Origin of the sequence: Caldisphaera sp., from assembly GCF_049974385.1 — an archaeon.
Classification (GTDB): Archaea; Thermoproteota; Thermoprotei_A; order Sulfolobales; family Acidilobaceae; genus Caldisphaera.
Genome location: NZ_JBMFIW010000010.1, coordinates 15,507 through 34,555, shown reverse-complemented (window position 1 = coordinate 34,555; position 19,049 = coordinate 15,507). Strand labels below are relative to the sequence as shown.

General features: G+C 31.1%; 25 protein-coding genes and 1 rRNA gene. 13 read left to right on the top strand and 13 right to left on the bottom strand.

Annotation, left to right across the window (positions count from 1 at the left end; all coding sequences use genetic code 11):
• The first annotated feature begins 10 nt into the window (after positions 1-10).
• Both ACP5GV_RS03895 and pgsA read left to right on the top strand, forming a co-directional pair.
• The gene (locus ACP5GV_RS03895; protein WP_428102361.1) at positions 11-760 is read left to right on the top strand and encodes an SDR family NAD(P)-dependent oxidoreductase; all 750 of its coding nucleotides are present in this window, start codon (positions 11-13) and stop codon (positions 758-760) included.
• Positions 741-1,355: an archaetidylinositol phosphate synthase gene (gene pgsA / locus ACP5GV_RS03890; protein ID WP_428068835.1), complete on the top strand. Its 615-nt coding sequence runs from the start codon at positions 741-743 to the stop codon at positions 1,353-1,355. The genes ACP5GV_RS03895 and pgsA overlap by 20 nt, the downstream gene beginning before the upstream one ends.
• 142 nt (positions 1,356-1,497) lie before the next feature.
• On the opposite strand, the gene pyrC is transcribed toward pgsA, so the two are convergent.
• From pyrC to ACP5GV_RS03860, 6 genes are read right to left on the bottom strand one after another with little or no spacing between them, the layout of a single operon-like run.
• Positions 1,498-2,742 (bottom strand): dihydroorotase, encoded by a 1,245-nt coding sequence (gene pyrC / locus ACP5GV_RS03885; RefSeq protein WP_428102359.1) that lies wholly within the window; start codon positions 2,740-2,742, stop codon positions 1,498-1,500.
• Positions 2,739-3,230 carry an aspartate carbamoyltransferase regulatory subunit gene (gene pyrI, locus ACP5GV_RS03880; RefSeq protein ID WP_292319644.1) on the bottom strand — a complete coding sequence of 164 codons (492 nt, stop codon included), beginning with the start codon at positions 3,228-3,230 and terminating at the stop codon, positions 2,739-2,741. Before pyrI ends, pyrC begins: the two co-directional genes overlap by 4 nt.
• Positions 3,231-3,232: 2 nt before the next feature.
• The gene (pyrB, locus tag ACP5GV_RS03875) at positions 3,233-4,162 is read right to left on the bottom strand and encodes an aspartate/ornithine carbamoyltransferase family protein (protein ID WP_428068840.1); all 930 of its coding nucleotides are present in this window, start codon (positions 4,160-4,162) and stop codon (positions 3,233-3,235) included.
• A 1-nt stretch (position 4,163) separates the two neighbouring features.
• Complete coding sequence (gene pyrE / locus ACP5GV_RS03870; protein ID WP_428068842.1) at positions 4,164-4,778, bottom strand: orotate phosphoribosyltransferase; 615 nt, start codon at positions 4,776-4,778, stop codon at positions 4,164-4,166.
• Complete coding sequence (pyrF, locus tag ACP5GV_RS03865; RefSeq protein WP_428068844.1) at positions 4,766-5,437, bottom strand: orotidine-5'-phosphate decarboxylase; 672 nt, start codon at positions 5,435-5,437, stop codon at positions 4,766-4,768. Before pyrF ends, pyrE begins: the two co-directional genes overlap by 13 nt.
• 42 nt (positions 5,438-5,479) lie before the next feature.
• Positions 5,480-6,340, bottom strand: coding sequence for a hypothetical protein (locus ACP5GV_RS03860; RefSeq protein ID WP_292319640.1), 861 nt, complete (start codon positions 6,338-6,340; stop codon positions 5,480-5,482).
• An 81-nt stretch (positions 6,341-6,421) separates the two neighbouring features.
• On the opposite strand from ACP5GV_RS03860, the gene ACP5GV_RS03855 reads away from it, so the two are divergent.
• The 5 genes from ACP5GV_RS03855 (at position 6,422) to ACP5GV_RS03835 (ending at position 10,923) form a co-directional block, all read left to right on the top strand.
• Positions 6,422-7,654, top strand: coding sequence for an ABC transporter substrate-binding protein (locus ACP5GV_RS03855; RefSeq protein ID WP_428068846.1), 1,233 nt, complete (start codon positions 6,422-6,424; stop codon positions 7,652-7,654).
• Positions 7,655-7,663: 9 nt separating this feature from the next.
• Positions 7,664-8,653, top strand: coding sequence for a FecCD family ABC transporter permease (locus ACP5GV_RS03850; protein ID WP_428102357.1), 990 nt, complete (start codon positions 7,664-7,666; stop codon positions 8,651-8,653).
• On the top strand, positions 8,653-9,405 hold the full coding sequence (locus ACP5GV_RS03845) for an ABC transporter ATP-binding protein (RefSeq protein WP_428068850.1): 753 nt from the start codon (positions 8,653-8,655) through the stop codon (positions 9,403-9,405). Before ACP5GV_RS03850 ends, ACP5GV_RS03845 begins: the two co-directional genes overlap by 1 nt.
• Before the next feature lie 79 nt (positions 9,406-9,484).
• Complete coding sequence (locus ACP5GV_RS03840) at positions 9,485-10,120, top strand: superoxide dismutase (protein ID WP_292319636.1); 636 nt, start codon at positions 9,485-9,487, stop codon at positions 10,118-10,120.
• 44 nt (positions 10,121-10,164) lie between these two features.
• Positions 10,165-10,923, top strand: coding sequence for an SDR family oxidoreductase (locus tag ACP5GV_RS03835; RefSeq protein WP_428090204.1), 759 nt, complete (start codon positions 10,165-10,167; stop codon positions 10,921-10,923).
• On the opposite strand, the gene ACP5GV_RS03830 is transcribed toward ACP5GV_RS03835, so the two are convergent.
• Positions 10,920-11,984, bottom strand: a complete 1,065-nt coding sequence (locus ACP5GV_RS03830) for an FAD-dependent oxidoreductase (RefSeq protein WP_292319634.1) — start codon at positions 11,982-11,984, stop codon at positions 10,920-10,922. The two genes, ACP5GV_RS03835 and ACP5GV_RS03830, sit on opposite strands and share 4 nt — an antisense overlap.
• A 75-nt stretch (positions 11,985-12,059) precedes the next feature.
• On the opposite strand from ACP5GV_RS03830, the gene ACP5GV_RS03825 reads away from it, so the two are divergent.
• Together ACP5GV_RS03825 and ACP5GV_RS03820 are read left to right on the top strand one after the other, a co-directional pair.
• Positions 12,060-12,404 carry a hypothetical protein gene (locus ACP5GV_RS03825; RefSeq protein WP_428068852.1) on the top strand — a complete coding sequence of 115 codons (345 nt, stop codon included), beginning with the start codon at positions 12,060-12,062 and terminating at the stop codon, positions 12,402-12,404.
• A gap of 53 nt (positions 12,405-12,457) precedes the next feature.
• Positions 12,458-12,691, top strand: coding sequence for a sulfurtransferase TusA family protein (locus tag ACP5GV_RS03820; protein WP_428068854.1), 234 nt, complete (start codon positions 12,458-12,460; stop codon positions 12,689-12,691).
• Here the strand turns inward: ACP5GV_RS03820 and ACP5GV_RS03815 are convergent.
• Together ACP5GV_RS03815 and rrf are read right to left on the bottom strand one after the other, a co-directional pair.
• Positions 12,685-12,999, bottom strand: coding sequence for an MGMT family protein (locus tag ACP5GV_RS03815; RefSeq protein WP_428068856.1), 315 nt, complete (start codon positions 12,997-12,999; stop codon positions 12,685-12,687). The two genes, ACP5GV_RS03820 and ACP5GV_RS03815, sit on opposite strands and share 7 nt — an antisense overlap.
• Positions 13,000-13,047: 48 nt before the next feature.
• A 5S ribosomal RNA gene (gene rrf / locus ACP5GV_RS03810) occupies positions 13,048-13,167 on the bottom strand.
• An 89-nt stretch (positions 13,168-13,256) separates the two neighbouring features.
• Here rrf and ACP5GV_RS03805 point away from each other — a divergent pair.
• The 3 genes from ACP5GV_RS03805 to ACP5GV_RS03795 are packed head-to-tail and all read left to right on the top strand — an operon-like array spanning position 13,257 to position 14,760.
• Positions 13,257-13,529, top strand: a complete 273-nt coding sequence (locus ACP5GV_RS03805) for a lipoate protein ligase C-terminal domain-containing protein (RefSeq protein ID WP_292319631.1) — start codon at positions 13,257-13,259, stop codon at positions 13,527-13,529.
• Between the two features lies 1 nt (position 13,530).
• Positions 13,531-14,355, top strand: a complete 825-nt coding sequence (locus ACP5GV_RS03800; RefSeq protein ID WP_428102355.1) for a lipoate--protein ligase family protein — start codon at positions 13,531-13,533, stop codon at positions 14,353-14,355.
• A 6-nt stretch (positions 14,356-14,361) separates the two neighbouring features.
• Positions 14,362-14,760, top strand: coding sequence for a hypothetical protein (locus tag ACP5GV_RS03795; RefSeq protein ID WP_428090212.1), 399 nt, complete (start codon positions 14,362-14,364; stop codon positions 14,758-14,760).
• On the opposite strand, the gene ACP5GV_RS03790 is transcribed toward ACP5GV_RS03795, so the two are convergent.
• The 4 genes from ACP5GV_RS03790 to thrC are packed head-to-tail and all read right to left on the bottom strand — an operon-like array spanning position 14,729 to position 17,921.
• Entirely contained in the window at positions 14,729-15,568 is an 840-nt protein-coding gene (locus ACP5GV_RS03790) for a triphosphoribosyl-dephospho-CoA synthase (RefSeq protein ID WP_428068860.1), read from the bottom strand. The genes ACP5GV_RS03795 and ACP5GV_RS03790 overlap by 32 nt on opposite strands.
• Before the next feature lie 5 nt (positions 15,569-15,573).
• Positions 15,574-16,068: a protein-tyrosine phosphatase family protein gene (locus ACP5GV_RS03785; protein WP_428068862.1), complete on the bottom strand. Its 495-nt coding sequence runs from the start codon at positions 16,066-16,068 to the stop codon at positions 15,574-15,576.
• A gap of 1 nt (position 16,069) precedes the next feature.
• Entirely contained in the window at positions 16,070-16,729 is a 660-nt protein-coding gene (locus ACP5GV_RS03780; protein WP_428068864.1) for a uracil-DNA glycosylase, read from the bottom strand.
• A gap of 25 nt (positions 16,730-16,754) precedes the next feature.
• Entirely contained in the window at positions 16,755-17,921 is a 1,167-nt protein-coding gene (gene thrC, locus ACP5GV_RS03775) for a threonine synthase (RefSeq protein ID WP_428102383.1), read from the bottom strand.
• Between the two features lie 150 nt (positions 17,922-18,071).
• On the opposite strand from thrC, the gene ACP5GV_RS03770 reads away from it, so the two are divergent.
• Positions 18,072-18,866: an aldo/keto reductase gene (locus tag ACP5GV_RS03770; protein WP_428102353.1), complete on the top strand. Its 795-nt coding sequence runs from the start codon at positions 18,072-18,074 to the stop codon at positions 18,864-18,866.
• The last annotated feature ends 183 nt before the right edge of the window (positions 18,867-19,049 follow it).

Here is a 19,049-nt window from a genome sequence, read left to right as displayed (position 1 = left end):
GGGGGTTAAATTGAATAATGTCATAATAATAACAGGCGGAAATAGAGGTATAGGAAAAGCTATAGCAAAGAGATTTTCTAAAGAAGGTTATGAAGTTATAATTACTTTTAATAGCAACCAAGAAAGAGCTGAAGAGACAATAAAAGAACTAAAATCAATTGGAGCTGCCAATGCACATAGTTTTAGAGTTGATGTTTCCAATGAAGAAAGTGTTAGAAATTTTGCAGAAAACGTTAATTCTATAGTAGATCACGTAAATGTTTTGGTAAACAATGCTGGTGTAATTAGTTATACGCCTTTTGAACAGATGACACTTGATGAATGGAATAAAATTATATCCATTGATTTGACTGGGGTATTTTTAGTTACAAGAGATTTGTTAAATTTATTAAAAAAATCTGAATGGGCTTCAATAGTTAATATATCAAGTATCGCAGGTCAGACTGGAAGCGTTTATGGAGGGGTATCTTATTCGGCTGCTAAAGCAGGTGTTATAGGGTTTACTAAAAGGCTCTCTAACGAATTAGCAAAATACGGAATAAGAGTTAATGCTGTTGCTCCAAGCTTTGTTGATACCGATATGGTCGCTGATGTATTAAAAGATGAAAACAGGAAAAAAAGTATTATAGATTTACATCCTTTAAAAATTATTTTGAAGCCAGAAGATGTTGCAGAATCAGTCTTTTTCCTTTCAGACCCAAAGCTTTCTAGGGGAATAACTGGACATATATTAAGCATTAATGCAGGAAGATATACATGAGGTAATTATTTTGCTCGGAAAATTAAGAAAGTACGTTAACGAGATATTACCAAAGACTATTGGAAAATATTTATCAAAAATAGGTTTAACGCCTAATGGAGCTACATTGATAGGCTTTATATTTGCAATAATTGCCCCAATATTGGCGTACTATAGGCTTTATATTACAATTCCTATAATGATTATACTTTCAGGGCTTATGGATGTAGTGGACGGAGCTATTGCAAGGGCTACTAATAAAACAACAAAATTTGGGGCATATTTAGATTCTTTGACTGATAGGATCTCTGATATGCTCTTCTTTTTGGCATTAATTTTTGCCGGCATTAATCCTTACTTATCCATAATTGCTTTAGGATTTTCCGAAGTTGTAAGCTATGCAAGATCAAAAGGTGAATTATTGGGGATTAAGATGGAAGGAGTAGGATTATTGGAAAGAAGTGAAAGGTTAATTCTTTTGTTTATAGCATCAATATTTGCTGTTTTTAATTTAAAGTTAATAGCTAATATAATAGTATTGGTAATAGCAATACTTGGGGCAATAACTATTTATCAAAGGTCATCGAAGGTCAAAAAAGGATTAGAAAATCATTGATTTGATAGTTTAATGTAAAATTGAACATCTAAAAGAAATCATTGTTTTTAGAGATTAGAATTATATAGTAAAATACAGATTTTTAATGTAATAATTAGGAATTTCATAATCTTCTAATTTTTTATTTAAGGTACAAGTTTATCTAACTAAAATTATTAAATGGATTAATTGTATCAGTTTTTTCTATTAAACCGTTTTCATCAAAAACTAATTTACCTCCAATAAAAGCGCTTTTAACAAATCCATAATTTTCTTCTAAGAAATGGCCATAGTAAGGAGCTTTGCTAAATGTATTGGTAAATCTCCACACTTTATCTTTATCAATAGCTATTATATTCCCTCTATATCCTTTTTCTATTAGCCCATAATTCTTTAGGTTCAAAATTATTGAAGGTGAATAAGACATATAGTAAAAGAAACCTTGTATGCTAATTAAATTATATTTTACAAGCCTAAATATAATCCACGGCCAAGTACCTAGCCAAGGAATACCTGAAGGGCATGTTTTAAAGTTTTCTTTTTCTTTTAAAGAATGTGGAGCGTGATCGCTACATAATGCATCAACATATCCATCTAAGAACAATTTTAACAAATTCTGTCTAGTAGTCTCATCTCTAAGGGGCGGATTTACTCTATAATAACATCCTTGATTATGGCTATTATAAAAAAGATGATGAGGTGTTACATCTACAGTATAGCCAAATTTTTTTGCCTCAAATACAGTCGAAGGGCAACTAGCGTGAGTAACATGTATTTTTGCACGATTATTTACTTTATGTAAATAATGTACTGAAGCGCTTTCTAAATTACAACCTCTTAATATACCTCTTGAAATGTTTTCTTCATCGTTAATTCTTTCAGCCTCGGGCATTTCAGGATGTAGTATAATAAGTTTATTCAAATTTAAAACTTCTTTGATTATTTCTATTTTACTTCCTAAATCTTCTGGGTATATCTTAAAGCCTGCAATAGGTAACTTTAATATTTCTTCTATATCACTTGTGTTTTTTGGAATAGATGAATAAACACTATAATCAGTATAGCTTTTTTCTTTTAAAGAATTAAGTTTTAATTTTATAGATTTTGGATTATCAAGTCTTGGCCTTGTATTTGGCATGTCAACCACTAGAGTAATTCCGGATTGAAGGGCAGATTTTGTTCCACTTTCTTCGTCTTCTTTATAAGAAAGATCTAAGCCTCTTAAGTGAACGTGGAGATCTATTAAACCTGGGCCAATAATGTATTTATTAAAATTAAATGATTTTTCAGATTTTGGTATCTTTGATACAGATTCTATAAAACCTTTTTCATTAATATTAACACATCCATCTCCTAAAAAGCCTCTGCTGTCATATAGCATTCCACAAATTGAGCTTATTAGGCTCATTGAGATTCGCCAATAAGCTCCTTAATTACATCATCCTCAGTTAATATTGATCCACAATAATCACATTGAAGTTTGATCTTATCTTTACTTAGCAAAGTGAAGCTACTTGTTATTGGCTCATTAGACTTTCTTGTTATGCATGTCGGGTTATTACATTTTAGTGTACCTTTTATTTTATTAGGTATCTCTACTTTGTATTTCTTAATAACTTCATAATCTTTTATTATGTTTATAGTTGCATTTGGAGAAATTAAACTAATTTTTTCTAGGTCTTCTGAGTTCGGATAGTAATCTTCAAGCTTTACTATATCCTTTTTACCCATAGTAGTACTGGGCACATTCATAACAATAGCTATTCTATATCCTTCGTTGCCTTTTATGTTTAAAATTTTTAATACAACTAAGGCCCGACCAGAATTAATATGGTCAATAACTGTCCCATTTTCTATTTTACTTACAAGGAGTTTTTCATCTTTGCGCGTATCCACATTTAATCACCTCCCAAAACCAAAGATAATAAAGCCATTCTTAGTGGAACTCCTAGACTTGCTTGCAAGAAATATGCTTGATAGTTTGTATTATCAACATCTGGGCTTAGCTCATCAACTCTTGGCAATGGATGCAAAACTTTAGCAGTTTTCTTAGCATGTGTTTCAAGTATTTTTTTATTTATTTTATAACTACCTTTAACTTTCTCATACTCTTGGAGATCTGGGAACCTTTCTTTTTGAATCCTAGTTACGTAAATTATATCTGCTTCAGAAATAGCTTCAATGTTTTCTTCTTCTCTAATCTTTAATCCATGATCTACAGCAAACAGTTTAATTTCTTCCCTCAGCTTAAGCTGTTGAGGTGATATTAATATGATTTCTTTAGGTTTAAACATAGATAATCCATAGATTAGACTAGAAACAGTTCTTGAATACTTTAAATCACCTATTAAAGCAAATGTGAGTCCATCTATTTCGCCGAATAGTGTTTTTGTAGTATATAGATCAAGCATGGCCTGAGTAGGATGATGGGATTTGCCATCTCCACCATTAATAACTGGATTTTGAGCTATACCTGATGCGAACAATGCTGCCCCTTCAAATTTATGCCTTAAAACTATAGCATCTACATAAGAATCAATCATTTTAATTGTATCTGCAAATGTTTCTCCTTTAGCAACACTAGTCCCTTCTTCTCCAGTAAAACCTACTGTATCTGCTCCAAGTCTTTTTGCGGCAGTTTCAAAACTCATACGAGTTCTTGTAGATGGTTCAAAGAATGCAATACCAATTATTTTATTGCTTAATGTTTTCTTAACACTTTTATCTTTTAATTGCTCTCTCATTTCATCAGCTTTTGAAAAAAGCAGTTCAATATCTTCCCTACTAAAATCTAAAATATTCACCACGTCTTTATTATACCAACCCATATTAATCACCATAAAGCTCAAAAATTATGCTATTATAAATACCCACATCAATTAATTTCTGATTAAGCAAACTATTTAAAATATCTTTTAAAGAAAATAAATAATGTAAATCGACTCCTTCCTTTTTTAAATTTTCAATTGCTCCTTCGCCCCTATCAACTATAACTAAGGAAGATTTAACAATACCTTTTTGCATTTTAATTGTGTTTATGGAATTTATTATGCTGCCTCCTGTAGTTGAAACGTCATCAACTATTAAAACGTATTTATTGCTCACATCGGCCCCTTCTACTTTACTATCAGTTCCATGGCCTTTAGGTTGTCTTATGTACGCCATTGGTATCGAGTTTAGATATGCAATTATTGAAGCCCAAGGAATTCCACCTGTTGCAACTCCAGCAATAACATCTAGTTTTTCATGTTTACTTAATTCATTGACCTTTTGACTTAATAGATTACCTATCATTTTAAACCCATCAGCATTTCCAAGCAATTTTCTCATATCAATATATATTGAGCTACTTTTTCCACTTGCTAACAAAAATTTTCCAACTTTTATAGATCCGGTATCATATAAAACCTTAGAAAATATATCAATATTTTTTATTTCTTGCACTCATACATCCCCCTTTTCTGTTCATATATTAGAACTTTTGTAGCTTCTTTTGGATCTGGAGAATTCATAATTGATCTGCCTATTATTTCATAATCTGCACCATAGCAAAGTGCTGATCCTGGTCTAGCTCCTTGAACCCCTACACCGGGAGAAAGAATCTTTATTTCATTTCCAAGTTCTCTTCTAAATACTTTTATAATTTCAGGTCTAGTTGCTGGCAGAACAATTCCCCATGGATTTATGTCTTTTATTAGTTTTATTATATTACCTATTTCCTTATCATAAATTTCTTCAGATCCTTTATGACTCATAGAACCGACTAGTATTAATTTCATATTATTTTCATCAAGATAATTTTTTAATTTATCTAATGCGCCATTTTTGCCAATAAATGAGTGAGCAATTACAGCGTCTGCATAGTTTTTAAAAAGTTCTACCGTCTCTACCATAACTTCTCCAATATCTGCTAACTTTAAATCTATAATTAAGTTATTCCTGCATATTTTCCTTATGTTAGACAAAAGGTTAAGATCGTGTTTTAATAATAATGGCATTCCTAGCTTTACTCCTGCAACCATATTGCAAATATTATTTAAAATACTTATTATATCTTTTCCATCTTCAGTATTTGATCTGTCTATTGCAACAACTAAAGTCAAATGAACCCACTTTATTAATAACTATTTTATCAGTTTAAAAGTTTAAATGTTAGTAAACCAATTTAAAAAAGATTCGTGCAATCTACTTAAATTGGAACCTGAAGGATCTATAAGGCCATTAACGCTTAATATTCCATCAAGTAAGTTATTAGGTAAATGATCAAAAAGCCTATATGAAAGCTCTCCGTATCCTTGTATTAGATATGATCTTGCTATGGCAATATCCTGATCGCATTTCATAATAGGGTTAATTTTGAAGGGTTCAAAAACAGCTATAACCGGTTTTCCATAATAACCTGCTATTATACTTGCATTTTTAGTCCCAACTTTATTAAATAAGCATCCATCAATAGTTATTGTATCCGCTCCAATTAATACAAAACTTGACTTTTCAATAGCATTGCTTATAGATGCATCTGGATATAATTCAACATCTATACCCAAGCTTTTTATTTGTGTTGCAAAAATAGCTCCTTCTCCTCCTGGATAAGATTCAGCAACCAAAACTTTGTTTATTTTATCTTTGTTCTCCTTGATAACATTATAAACGTTGCTGCTATTGCTAAGAGTAAAGACATTAGCGCTTTCTCTAAACAATTCATTACTATATCTAACTATAGAATTTCTTGATAAATTCATATATTCCAAGAATTTTTGTGCAGCAAGATATAATTCTTTTTTTAAATCGCATGAATTTTTAAGTATTAATGATAAATTATATAGGCTTCCCATAGCTGGATTAGCATTAACAATAACTTTTGATATTTCGTTTATATCATTACATGAAACTGCTTTTGCTTTACCTAATTCGTAGACTGCTTTAGCCATAGCTTCAGCGCTCCAAGAAGCTCCTCTAACTTTTTCTCTTGAGACTTCATTCGCTATTTCGATAATTTTCTCCACGTACTCACACCTGCATATATTTAGTAATAAGAAAGATTTATTAATGAGTAATAACTGGATAGGGTATCCAGGGGTGAAAGTGTGAAAACGAGTAATTTGATCATAGCAATTTTGATAATAGTAATCATTGGGTTTGGAGCGCTTGGACTATCTATGGCTTTATTGTATAATGAAATGCAAAAAGAGATAAATAATTTAAATTCTACACTTGCAATTTATAACAACAAGACGCAAGAAACATTTAATGAAAAATTAGCTAGTTTGGCAGTTGAAGTCGGATCTTTAAAAAATAATGTGAATAATATTAATTCGAGCATAAATAGCGAAGTTTTATACTTAGAACAGAAAATTAATTCTCTTGCAGTTCAAAATAACTTTCCTGTTACTATATTGGATGCAACAAATACAACCGTTACAATACCAACATATCCAACTAGGATAGTTTCGTTGGATCCTGCTACTACAGAAATATTATTAGCAATAAATGCTACTAATCAAATAGTTGGCGTAGATAATGATAGTCTTTATTATTTACCTCCCCAATATGAAAATGAATTAACTAGTTTGTATAACAGCGGCAAAATAATTAATATAGGAAGTACATATTCAGAACCAAATATAGAACAAATATTGTCTGCTAGGCCCGATTTAGTTATAGGGACATATGAATGGGAATTTTCTTCAGTTTCTAATATATTAAAAAATTATGGAATACCTGTAATATTATTGCCATCTTATAATTCCTTAGGTGATCTTTATAATGCAATTATCATGGCAGGAAGAGCTACAGGTAATGTCAAACAAGCTGTTAGTTTAGTAGAATCTATGTCGTCAAATATATCTTATTTTAGATATTTGGCAAACAATGTTACGCCTCAAAATGTTTCATACTTGTTATGGATAAATCCTACTTATGTTGCAGGGGGAAATACCTTTCAAAATGATATGATTATGCTATCTGGAAATAATAATGTGTTTTCAAATCTATCTGGTTGGCCGGTTATAAGTCCTGAAGAATTATTAAATGCTAATCCAAGTGTAATTATAATTGATAGTAATGGAGGTTTAATAAATGAAACGGATCTGATTAATTGGCTTCAGAGCTCAATAGGTAATGCTTATATGAATATTTCTGCAATTAAATACAATAGGGTTTATTTAATAAATGGATATTATTCTGATTATTTAAATGAGCCTGGACCATTAGTTGTATATGGAGTCAAATTATTTATGATGATAACACATCCAAGCTTATTTAACATTACAAGTGTTCCCACTAATATTTCTCCAACGAGTTTTCCAATAAACAAATAGGCGAACTTAATGAAAATATCTGTTAATAACATTATTTCAATAATTTTAGTTTTTTTATTGCCTATTTCTTTTTTGATATCTTTATCAACTGGTCCTTATTCAAAAGTAGGTTTTGATCAGGTCATTCAAGCAATTTTTGGAATTAAACTTCAATCAACTTATAGAGATATATTAAATTATAGGCTAACGAGAACATTAGCTGCATTGCTTTTAGGTATAGGATTATCTTCGTCAGGATTAACTCTACAATACACTTTGAAAAATCCGTTAGCAGATCCATATTTATTAGGAATTAGCTCTGGAGCAATTTTTGGAGTAACTATAGCAGCATACTTTGGATATTATTCATATTATCAACTCTATTTTGTTGCATTGATAGGTTCACTAGGAAGTCTTGGTTTCGTCCTACTAATATCTGCGATTTTTAGATCTTCTTCAACAACTATAATTATAGCTGGAATTTCCTTATCTTATTTGTTGAGCGGTTTAACAACGATCTATATGATAAAATTAGGTCCAAGAATACCAAGCGTTTTATTTTGGCTTTTCGGTAGCGTATCTTTTACTACACTTAATACGTTAGAAAGAAGTTCTGTATTAGTTATAATTTCATTGATAATTATGTTTTATAACTGGAAAGCTATAAACACTTTAATGCTAGGTGAAGATTTATCAAGAAGTTTAGGTGTTAAAGTATCTTACATTAGAATAATATCAGTAATAGCTGCTTCTTTATCAACAGCAGCACTAGTTGCAATGGCAGGTCCTGTGGGCTTTATTGGATTAGCAGCGCCTTGGATGGCAAGACTTATCGTTGGTAGTAACTTTGGGAAAGCGTTAGTTATGAGCCTTTTAACTGGCTCTCTTTTAGCTATTTTTAGCGATATATTGGCAAGGCTTGTTATTTATCCAAGTGAAGCACCTTTAACGGCTATAACTAGCATTTTTGGGGCACCTGTTTTAATCTATCTTGCATTAAAATATAGAGGTAGACTCTAATGGAAAGTATTTATGTAAACAATATCTCATACTTCATAAAAGATAAGGAAGTTATTAAGGATATAAATTTTAGCTTAAATGAAGGAGAAATACTAGCAATATTAGGCCCTAATGGAGTTGGTAAAACTACCTTGCTTAAAATAATGGCCGGCTTAATAAAACCAACTTATGGAAGTGTGTTGTTATATGGTAAACCGCCTGAAGAATCGAGAAATATCATTTCATATTTACCAGCTAATCCAAATATAGATCCATATGCTAACGTGGAAGATATACTTTTGGCACAGCTTTATGGTAATGATAAAAAGTTCTTCATTAGCAAAGATGATATAAATAAAGTTAGGAAATGGTATTTTAACTTTTTCGATAAAAACTATTTGAAAACTCCTTTTAGTAATTTAAGTAGTGGAGAACAGAGGTTGGTTTTGCTTTCAGGCTGTTTTGCAAGGGATCCTAAGATAATTTTGTTAGACGAGCCTGTGGCTTTTCTTGATATAACTAATCAGGCAAAAATACTTACATTTATAAAAGATATATCAGTAAAAATGAAAATAACAGTTGTATTTACAATGCACGAAATATATTATGCTAACGTTTCCAATAAGATTTTGTTATTAAAAAATGGTCAAGTTAAATCGTATGGTGATCCAACGAGCGTATTAAAGAAGGAAATAATAGAGGATGTATATAAAATTAAGTTAAAGGAAGTCTCTTTAGACGATAAGAAGATGTTCTTCCCAAACATTTTCTAAAACTGATTCTAATCAGAAAAAGTTTATATTAAAACTTAAAATCTAGTATGAATAAGATATATAAATGAGGCGATATAGTATGGTATCATATAAGAGATATGAGCTTCCTCCATTGCCTTATTCGTATGATGCGTTAGAGCCAGTATTAAGTAAGGACATATTAACATTCCATCATGATAAGCATCATTTAGCTTATGTTAATGGAGCAAATGCTGCTATAGAAAAACTAGAGAAATACCTAAATGGTCAAGAAACTACTTTAGATGTAAGAGCAGTATCAAGAGATTTTGAATTTAACTATGGAGGCCATGTACTTCACACGCTATATTGGTTAAATATGGCTCCTACAGGTAAAGGTGGTGGAACTCCAGGAGGTCAAATAGCTGATGCAATTAATAAGAACTTTGGGTCATTCGAAAAATTCAAGAAGGTTTTTGGCGATGCTGCTAAGTTAGTTGAAGGAGTTGGATGGGCTATATTAGCTTTAGATCCTGTTACGGGAGATCTTAAAATAACACAGGTAGAGAAACATAATAGCGTAATAACAATGAATTTAGTTCCATTGCTTGCCTGTGATGTATTTGAACACGCATATTACCTACAGTATAAAAACGATAGAGGAAGTTATGTAGATAAATGGTGGGATGTAGTAAATTGGGATGATGTAGAGAAAAGGTATCAAAAAGCATTAACATTACCTAAACTAATATTATAAATCCTTTTATTTTTCTTTTATAGTTATATTTATTGGTGCTCTCAATGAAAGTTATTGTTACAGCTTCAACAAAAGGAATTGGGTATGGTATTTCTAAAGTTTTATTGCAATATAATAATGAAGTGGTAATTTCAGGCCATAATGGAGAAAATTTAACGAAAGCCCTAAATAACTTGAAAAATTATGGTAAGGTTTATGGAATAATTGCAGATCTTAGGAATCTAAATGATGTTAAAAATTTAGTCGATAGATCAGTAAACATACTAAAAGGGTTAGATGCGTTAGTTTATGTGGCCCCACCACCAAAACCCGGTAATTTTGAAAGCACTCAACTAGATGCATGGGACGAAGCTGTTAGATCATTACTTTTAAGTGCTATATGGATAACTAAATTTTCATTGCCATACATAAAAGAAAGCAGAGGTTCATTTGTGTATTTAAGTAGCTTCGCAATAAAAGAACCACAAGAAAACCTAATATTGAGCAATGTTGTAAGAATATCATTAGCTGGGCTAACGAAAAGTTTAGCTAAAGAGCTAGGAAAATATGGAGTGAAGGTAAATATGATAATGCCTGGATGGATTGAAACGGAAAGAGTTGAAGAGATTGTAAATTCTAGGGCAAAAAATGAAGGAAGAAACAAAGAAGATATAATAAATGAAATAGAAAGCGGCATACCTTTGAAAAGAATGGCAAAACCGGAAGAAATAGGTGAATTGGTTAATTATTTAATAAGTAAAAACACATATATAAGTGGGGCATCAATCCCCTTTGATGGCGGTTTATTAAATAGTGTTTTTTAGATATTAGATAAATATTTCATTATAGCATTTGCTGCATCCATTCCACTTTTTAGTGCAGGTCCAAGCTGTGATGGGCCATGAACAACGTCTCCTGCAGCAAAAACACCTTTTCTCGTAGTCATCAAATTCTTATCAGTTACAATTGTTCCCCAATCTGTCAATGTAATTCCACAGCAATTATTTGTTAACGGTGCAGTGGGTCTTTCACCAACAGCTTTTGATGCATAGTTAAATTCAGCTTCAAAATCACTGCCTGGTATGGGAACTGGTTTAGGTCTCTTCTCGCCAGGTGCATGGACTAGTTGATTTCTAATCAGTCTTACAATCCTTTTTCCATTAACCTCTTTAAACTCTGTAGGTACTGTTAGTTCCCATATTTCTACGCCTGCGGCTTCTATATTGTTCATTTCCATTACTCCCATTGGTGCTTCTTTTTTACTTCTTCTATATGATAGAACTACTTTTGAAATCTTGTTCTTAAATTCATCATAAGTTATGGGTATATATGCTGCATCTTCAGCAGTATATCCTCCTCCAATAACCAAAATCTTTCCTGATAGGTTAGGAACTATATCCCATGGTCTGTAACCAAACTTTGCTAAATGAGTTGCAACAATAAATTCCATAGAGGGGAAAACCCATGGTAGATCTTCTCCTTTAACGTTCATTTTATTGCTTTCCCATGTACCTGTTGCAATTAATGTTGCATCATGTTCTTTTATTATATCTTCGAGATCTATTGATTGCTTTGGACTTATTATTTTATCCATTATACCATAGCTTATATTGGCGTTTATTTTAGTATTTAGAACAAACTCTACACCTGCATCCATTAATTCCTTAACTCCTTCTCTAACTGGAGGCTTTGGTATTCTAAAAACATGTATTCCAAATATTAACATACCTCCAGGCTCAGGTAGCATATCATAAACTGTAACTTGGTAACCTTTACATCTTAGAATACCTGCAGCACCTAAACCGGCTGTTCCAGCGCCGATAATTGCAACCTTTTTACCTACTCCCGTTGGAACTTGATCCGGTTTGCACCTTAAAAATTTCATGCTTTTTTCACCGCTATAACAAATATAGGCTGGGATTAATAAATTCCTTAAATGAATTATTTAATAGGTGGAAAAATGGCTTGTCAAGAAAAAACGAGCGAGGATTGTAAATCAAAATGGCTTATATGCAAAGAAGGATTACCTAATGAGCTAGAGAATTATCTAAAAAACTTTAGAGTTTTAATGCCTAATGTGCTATTGACCGGTCTTTCTAATGACATGAGCAAGGTTTATTATTTGTTTTACACAAATAGAGGTTCAGGATTTTTTGTTGAGATGGATAATGTTTCTTTTAACTTTTCTGATTGTAGAGAAATTATTAAAGGAGATTTACTGACTAATGTACCCAAGCTAATTAGAAGTGATGAAAATCTAAGACTTGTGGAATATATAATAGATAATATAATGTTTCCTTCGTAGTCTATATATTATCGTTTAAAAACATTCTCTATAGAGAAAGAAGTGTGATTGGAATGAGCGCACAACAATATGACTACAGAGGGAAAGAATGTCCTGAAGGATATGTTTTAGTAACTAGGCTGTTAAGTAAATTAAATCCAGGAGAGACTATTGAAGTTATAATGGATTCTTGGAGATGTGCTACAATGATTGCTTACGAATTTGCTAAGGTTGCATCTATAGAAATGAAAGTTGATAAACTCAATCAAAAAGACATAAAATTCGTTTTTAAGAAAAAAGTTCAGTAAAAATCATTTAATAAAACGTTAAAGTCTCTTATTATGTGTTTTTTATTGACTTTATTATCTTTAATTTCTACGCCTTCTGATATCAATAAAGCCTTTTTAACATTACTTCCGTAAGGTGTGTATCCTCCTATTTTTCCATTACTCATAACAACTCTATGGCATGGAACTATGATAGGGTTCTTGTTATTTTTTAATAATTGAGCTACTTTCCTCTGATGAAGACCTAGGAATTTTCCTAACGCTTTATATGTTGTTACATATCCCATGGGTATTAGCTGTACAATGTCATATATGATTTCTTTATCCATTTCCTTCACAAGATTTTTTTAGCAATTAAAGCTTAAATGCAAAACGCCTGGCCCCGGCTTGAAGCGCCTGCGAGCCCTTTCGGAACTCACTGGCAACTTCAACGCGGCCGGCTTAACTTCCGGGTTCGATACGAGTCCGGGTGTTGCCCGGCAGCTATGGCCGGGCCAGGCAATAATTCAGTATCTCGGTTTACAAATATAAACTTTATGGTTTTAAAGTTTTAAACTATAAAATAAATAAATAATAGGGGAATAAAATGGGATATTGTGAGCTAAAGGCAAAAAAAGGATTAATAAGAGTATCATCAGAACAATATAATGGTAAAATAAAGAACATATCTATAACAGGAGATTTCATGGTTTTTCCTGAAGATGTTATTTGGGAACTTGAGAAAGATTTATTGGGTGTTGAAATAAATGAAAAGTTTATTAATGAAATAGTTACAAAGCACTTATCCAAAGCAAAACTTTTGGGTTCAACAATTAATGATTTTGTAGATGTAATAATATGTTCATTGAAGGGTGAATAAAATGAGTAAGTTAAGGGTTATAATGTTTGAGACTCCTCACGATGGCTATTTTAATATAGCATTTGAAGAAGCGCTGGCAAGAGCTAAAGGATGTAATTTAATTGATGATACTTTGAGATTTTTCAGAAATAAAAACGCAGTGATAATTGGGTATTTCCAAAAGGCTGAGGAAGAAGTTAATTTAGATTATTTAAAGAAAATAGACGCACAGCTAATTAGAAGACCCACAGGAGGGGGAGCAGTTTATCATGATTTAGGAAACTTAAATTATTCTATAGCTGTCTCAAATAATAGATCAAAATATATAAGTCCTGTTGATTATATATTTAGTGAATTGATTAAAGGCCCTATTAACGCGTTAAATTCTTTAGGATTTGATACAAAACTAGAGAACATTAATGATATTGTTGTGAATAATAGAAAGGTAAGCGGGACTGCTGCAAGTACTTCTTGGAATGCTTTATTTTTCCATGGTGCTATGCTTTTAAATACAGATATGGAAAGGCTTTCATCTGTTTTAAAGATATCCCAGAAAAAGCTTATAGATAAGGGTGTTAGCAGCGTAAAATATAGAGTAACAAACTTATTTGAAATTAATAATAATATAAATGTGGAAGATATAATAAAGTCATTTGTTAATTCGTATAAGGAATTGCTAAATTATGATGATGTTTATTATTCTATCCCAAATAGAAAAGAAATAGAATTAGCAAATTTGCTATATGATGAAAAATACAGTAAAGAAGAATGGAATTTTAATAGAGTTAGTCATTCCAAGTTCAAACAATTGGAGGAACAAATAAATAATATATGTAATGAGAGGTAGTTCTTTATGGTAAATGGAGTTGCCTTATCATTTAATAAGGAAGATAATAATGTTATTGTTAACCTAGCTAATGGAAAATCAATTAAATATACTAATGCCCAAATTGAAATTAAACGTAAAAGGATAAACTTGTTAAAACCAATAATATCTATTATATTATTTTCATTTTTATCTATATCAATTATATACTATTTACCACCATGGAAGTATTATGGGTTAAATGCGGGATTACAATTTGCGTTATCTTTATCTCTTTTTGCTATACTAATTGCTTCTTTATATTCAATATATATTTCAGCAGACTCTCTTAGGAAGTTTAACGTATTGGTGATTAAATTGGAAGGAGGAAAAGTTATAGAATATGTTTTAATAGCTAAAGATAAAGATCTAAAAAATAAAGGCTAATAGATGAAGATAATACATCTAATGCTGATCCAGGACTTATATTTTTCCCCCAAATACCTTTTAAATAATTAATTGCATAATTAATGCCATATTTTTCAGATATATATAGACCTATTTTGGCATCATTAATCATCTTCTTATAAAAATGAAAACCGTTCCTTTTTGCAGTTAAAGTATCGCCATATCTTGAAATTATATATAATAACCCTTTGAGAAAAGCCTCATTTAAGTTGTCAAATCTTTTTATATATTCAATAGTCTCTAAAGATATCTGATATCCATTAATCATTTCTCTATTAACTAAATCCCAACTATAAGCACTTAAAACTTCATATAAACTTTTGGGATATGAAGAAAAAATGTCAGGCATTAAACCTTCATATTTTCCTAAATACGAAGGAGATAGTATTTTCAGAATTTCGTAATATAGTTTCCCTTCATATTCTCCAGTTTCTTCAATAACATATTTAGAAGAATTTATTGCAACTTCTTTAATATTTGATGATATTGCAAGACCTATAGACAAAGGTATGTGGAGTAAAAATTCTCCAAAAGCTATGTTTTTCCTATCATAATTTAATAAATAATTCTTATACTCATTTAAAGCCTTAGCTATAATTCCTTTTTCCTTTTTTTCAAATCTTTTGCAAGTATCCTGCATTATTTTTGCAGTTAATGAAGCGTGAATTAGGAAATCAAAATAATTTTTATCGTCGCGGTTAAATGGAGTAATACCACCTGGCTTTGGATAGAGGCTTGGTTCAACATATAAACCCATGGATAAGATTGGTATTAACTTGCAGTTCAAATTTATTACCTTAGATAGTTTAGAAAATCATCTAGGGTTTCAGATCTTATTAAGTTTTTAATGATTTGATTTGGCGATTTAATTTCTTTCTTAAGCTTGTAAAGACTTTCTAGAAATAATTCCTGCGGCATTGAATCAGGCCCACAACGTCTTTTGCTATAAAATAAATCCAATGCTTGGTTTAAATGAAAATCTTTATATAAGATTAAGTATGAAACTACAACAGTACCGGTTCTTCCACAGCCTGCATGGCAATGAATATAAATTTTTTTATTTGATTTTAAATTATTTTCTATCACTTCAACAGCTCTTCCTATATTTTTTATAGGTTCTACATTAAAATCTTCTATTGGCAAAACTATTCTATTACTATCTCCTTTGATTGCGCAACCAGGGTCTAATGTAATTACTATATCAGGGCTTATGTTATGTTTTCTTAAATCTATGCAACCAGGTCCAGCATACAAATTATTAATTATTTCTGCTGGAACTCCTACCATTTTATTCACCAATTATTTCTTTTGCTTTTTTAAACACTTCTACCCATTCTTCCCACTTCATTAAACCTGTGTTTGTGTTCCTAGCACTAGGGTGGTAGCTTGCTACTAATTTTTTGTTATCGGGGAGCTTATAAATAGCTAAGTGCTTGAATTCATATTTAACTTTATAAATGTTCAAAACAGTATCAAAGGCTATCTTCCCTAAAGCTATTATAACTTTTAAGTTTTTCAATAATTTTAGCTCTTTAATGAGATAAGGTAAACAATTATTGATTTCGTCTCTGCTTGGCTTATTTTGAGGGGGAGCGCAATGTATAACTGCTGTTATGTATACGTTTGTTACTCTTAATCCATCATCTCTATTAACGCTTGTAGCCTTATTGGCTAATCCTACTTCATATAGGGCTTTAAATAGCCAATCTCCAGAATGATCTCCCGTAAAAACCCTGCCTGTTCTATTGCCCCCATTGGCTGCTGGTGCTAATCCAACTATTGCAATTTCTGCATTTTCATCTCCAAAGCTCGGTACAGGCTTAGCCCAATAGGTCCAATTTTTAAATCTTTTTGGTGGATTTTTACCTACATCGTTAATGTATTTGATTAATCTTGGGCATTTTCTACAAGCTATTATTTCCTCTTGTATATCTTTTAAACTTTCCAATTTTAACCCTAAGATAAATATGCTTTTAGATCTTTAATTTATTTATTAGTATTTCTATATTATCTTGAGATACGCTATGGATTTCAGTATTAACCATTATATTAGGATCTTTTAGAGCGTGACCTGTTAAAATTAAAACTACTCTATCCTTTTTATCTATGTAACCATTATCTAAGAGTTTTTTATAAGCTGCCATGGTTGATGCAGAAGCTGGTTCAACTCCAATTCCTTCTTCTCTTGCAAGATAAATCTGAGCGTACAATATTTCATCATCGCTTACTTTTAATGCTGTTCCTTTTGAATCCTTGATAGCTTTTATGGCTTTCATGTAGTTAACGGGCTTTCCTATTCTAATAGCTGTTGCTACGGTTTCTGGATTTTCAACAAATTTCATTTCATTCTGATTTTTATTTATAAAATCTGCTATTGGGGAAGCACCTTCTGCTTGGACAGCTATCATTTTAGGCATTTTATCTATAATACCCAAATTTTCTAACTCTTTAAACCCTTTCCATATAGCATAAATATTACCAGCATTACCTGTTGGAACTATAACAAAATCTGGGCTTCCTATGTCTTCATAGATTTCATATGCTATTGTTTTCTGTCCCTCTAATCTCCATGGGTTAAATGAGTTAACAGGATATATATCCTTGTCTTCGTTAAATAATTTTCTTACCCTGCTCATAGCGTTATCGAAACTACCGTCGACCTCAACTATTACTGCTCCATGTAATATTGATTGAAACATCTTTCCTTTAGCTACCTTACCTTTCGGTAAAAATAATAGAGTCTTTAGGCCTGCCCTTGCTGAGTATGCTGATGCTGATGCAGCAGTATTTCCAGTTGATGCTGCCACAACAATTTTATATCCTAATGAATACGCAGAACTAATTGCTACAGTCATTCCTCTATCTTTAAAACTGCCAGTAGGATTAAGCCCTTCAAACTTTAAGTATAAGTTTTCGTAATTCTTTGAATTTATTAGAGGGGTGTTCCCTTCATTTAATGAAACTATTTTTTTGTAATTTCCTGGTATTAATTCTTTATATCTCCATACTCCCCTCCCTTTTAAACTATTTTTATTAATATCTTGAAATTCATTAATTATTTCAAGCAATCCACCACAAATGGGACAGACAATTAATTTTTGGTCTATATTAAAGGATGCCCCACAAGAAAGGCATCTCATATAACCTCGCTTGTCAATAATCTCACCAAAATCTTGTAAATTTACTAAATTTATAAATCTTTCTTTTTCGTTTAAAATCTCAGGTTTGTAATAGCTCAAATTATAACAAACCATAAATTTTTTGATTATAATATTAATATGGGGAATAAAATGAAGATTTGTGATAAGGAAGTTAGCTTAGTAGGTTTAGGTACTTGGGGTTTCGGTGGAGGATATTGGAGTGAAGATTATTCTGAGGATAATAAATATATAGATATATTGTTATTTGCATATGAGAAAGGCATTAATTTATTTGATACCGCTGAAATGTATGGAAATGGACACGCAGAAGAATTAATTGGAAGAGCATTAAAAGACTACCAAGAAAAAGTGTTTATCATTTCTAAAGTATGGCCAAACCATTTATATTATGATAGTCTAGTTAAGTCTGCAATAAAGAGCAGGGAAAGGCTAAAGATAAGGAGCATAGATCTTTATTTAATCCATTGGCCAAATAAAAATGTAAAAATAGAAGAGTCGATAAAAGCTATGGAGTATCTTATAGATAAAGGAATTATAAGGTGCATGGGCGTCAGTAATTTTGATGTTGATCTTTTAAACGAAGCTATAAATTCAACTAAAAAATATGAAATAGTTGCCAATGAAATAGAGTATAATGTTTATAATAAATGGGCCGAAAAAGATTTAATACCTTTTGCAAATAAAAACGGTGTTAAAATAATTGCATACTCTCCTTTAGGAAAAGGAAGAGTGTATTATGATGAGAAATTAAAAGAAATAGGGAAGAAATATGGAAAAACTAGTGTACAGATAGCATTAAACTATTTAATTAGGAATTCTATTCCTATACCCAAATCTGCAAATAAAAATCATATTGAGGAAATAATGGGATCAATTGGTTTTAGTCTAACAGATGATGACTATGAATATATAAAAAAATTGTAAGCTAATATAAAAGATTAAAAAAGTATTTTGTTACATAACAAGAAAAGTTATATAAATTGAAATATTATTTATTTAACTCAAGGGCTCAATTTTTGGTTTGTCTTTTTTTAACCTATTAATGAATATAACACAAGAATTTATTTTGTTTAAAGCATTTACATAAAAACAATGTTTGTTATCATT

Coding starts and splice junctions, on each gene's coding strand:
- ACP5GV_RS03840 (WP_292319636.1), top strand. CDS start 9,485: ATGGTATCATATAAGAGATATGAGCTTCCTCCATTGCCTTATTCGTAT.
- ACP5GV_RS03795 (WP_428090212.1), top strand. CDS start 14,362: ATGGTAAATGGAGTTGCCTTATCATTTAATAAGGAAGATAATAATGTT.
- ACP5GV_RS03825 (WP_428068852.1), top strand. CDS start 12,060: ATGGCTTGTCAAGAAAAAACGAGCGAGGATTGTAAATCAAAATGGCTT.
- ACP5GV_RS03835 (WP_428090204.1), top strand. CDS start 10,165: ATGAAAGTTATTGTTACAGCTTCAACAAAAGGAATTGGGTATGGTATT.
- ACP5GV_RS03850 (WP_428102357.1), top strand. CDS start 7,664: ATGAAAATATCTGTTAATAACATTATTTCAATAATTTTAGTTTTTTTA.
- pgsA (WP_428068835.1), top strand. CDS start 741: ATGCAGGAAGATATACATGAGGTAATTATTTTGCTCGGAAAATTAAGA.
- ACP5GV_RS03815 (WP_428068856.1), bottom strand. CDS start 12,999: ATGGATAAAGAAATCATATATGACATTGTACAGCTAATACCCATGGGA.
- pyrB (WP_428068840.1), bottom strand. CDS start 4,162: ATGGGTTGGTATAATAAAGACGTGGTGAATATTTTAGATTTTAGTAGG.
- ACP5GV_RS03820 (WP_428068854.1), top strand. CDS start 12,458: ATGAGCGCACAACAATATGACTACAGAGGGAAAGAATGTCCTGAAGGA.
- ACP5GV_RS03770 (WP_428102353.1), top strand. CDS start 18,072: ATGAAGATTTGTGATAAGGAAGTTAGCTTAGTAGGTTTAGGTACTTGG.
- pyrC (WP_428102359.1), bottom strand. CDS start 2,742: ATGAGCCTAATAAGCTCAATTTGTGGAATGCTATATGACAGCAGAGGC.
- ACP5GV_RS03830 (WP_292319634.1), bottom strand. CDS start 11,984: ATGAAATTTTTAAGGTGCAAACCGGATCAAGTTCCAACGGGAGTAGGT.
- ACP5GV_RS03845 (WP_428068850.1), top strand. CDS start 8,653: ATGGAAAGTATTTATGTAAACAATATCTCATACTTCATAAAAGATAAG.
- ACP5GV_RS03785 (WP_428068862.1), bottom strand. CDS start 16,068: ATGGTAGGAGTTCCAGCAGAAATAATTAATAATTTGTATGCTGGACCT.
- thrC (WP_428102383.1), bottom strand. CDS start 17,921: ATGAGATGCCTTTCTTGTGGGGCATCCTTTAATATAGACCAAAAATTA.
- ACP5GV_RS03800 (WP_428102355.1), top strand. CDS start 13,531: ATGAGTAAGTTAAGGGTTATAATGTTTGAGACTCCTCACGATGGCTAT.
- ACP5GV_RS03805 (WP_292319631.1), top strand. CDS start 13,257: ATGGGATATTGTGAGCTAAAGGCAAAAAAAGGATTAATAAGAGTATCA.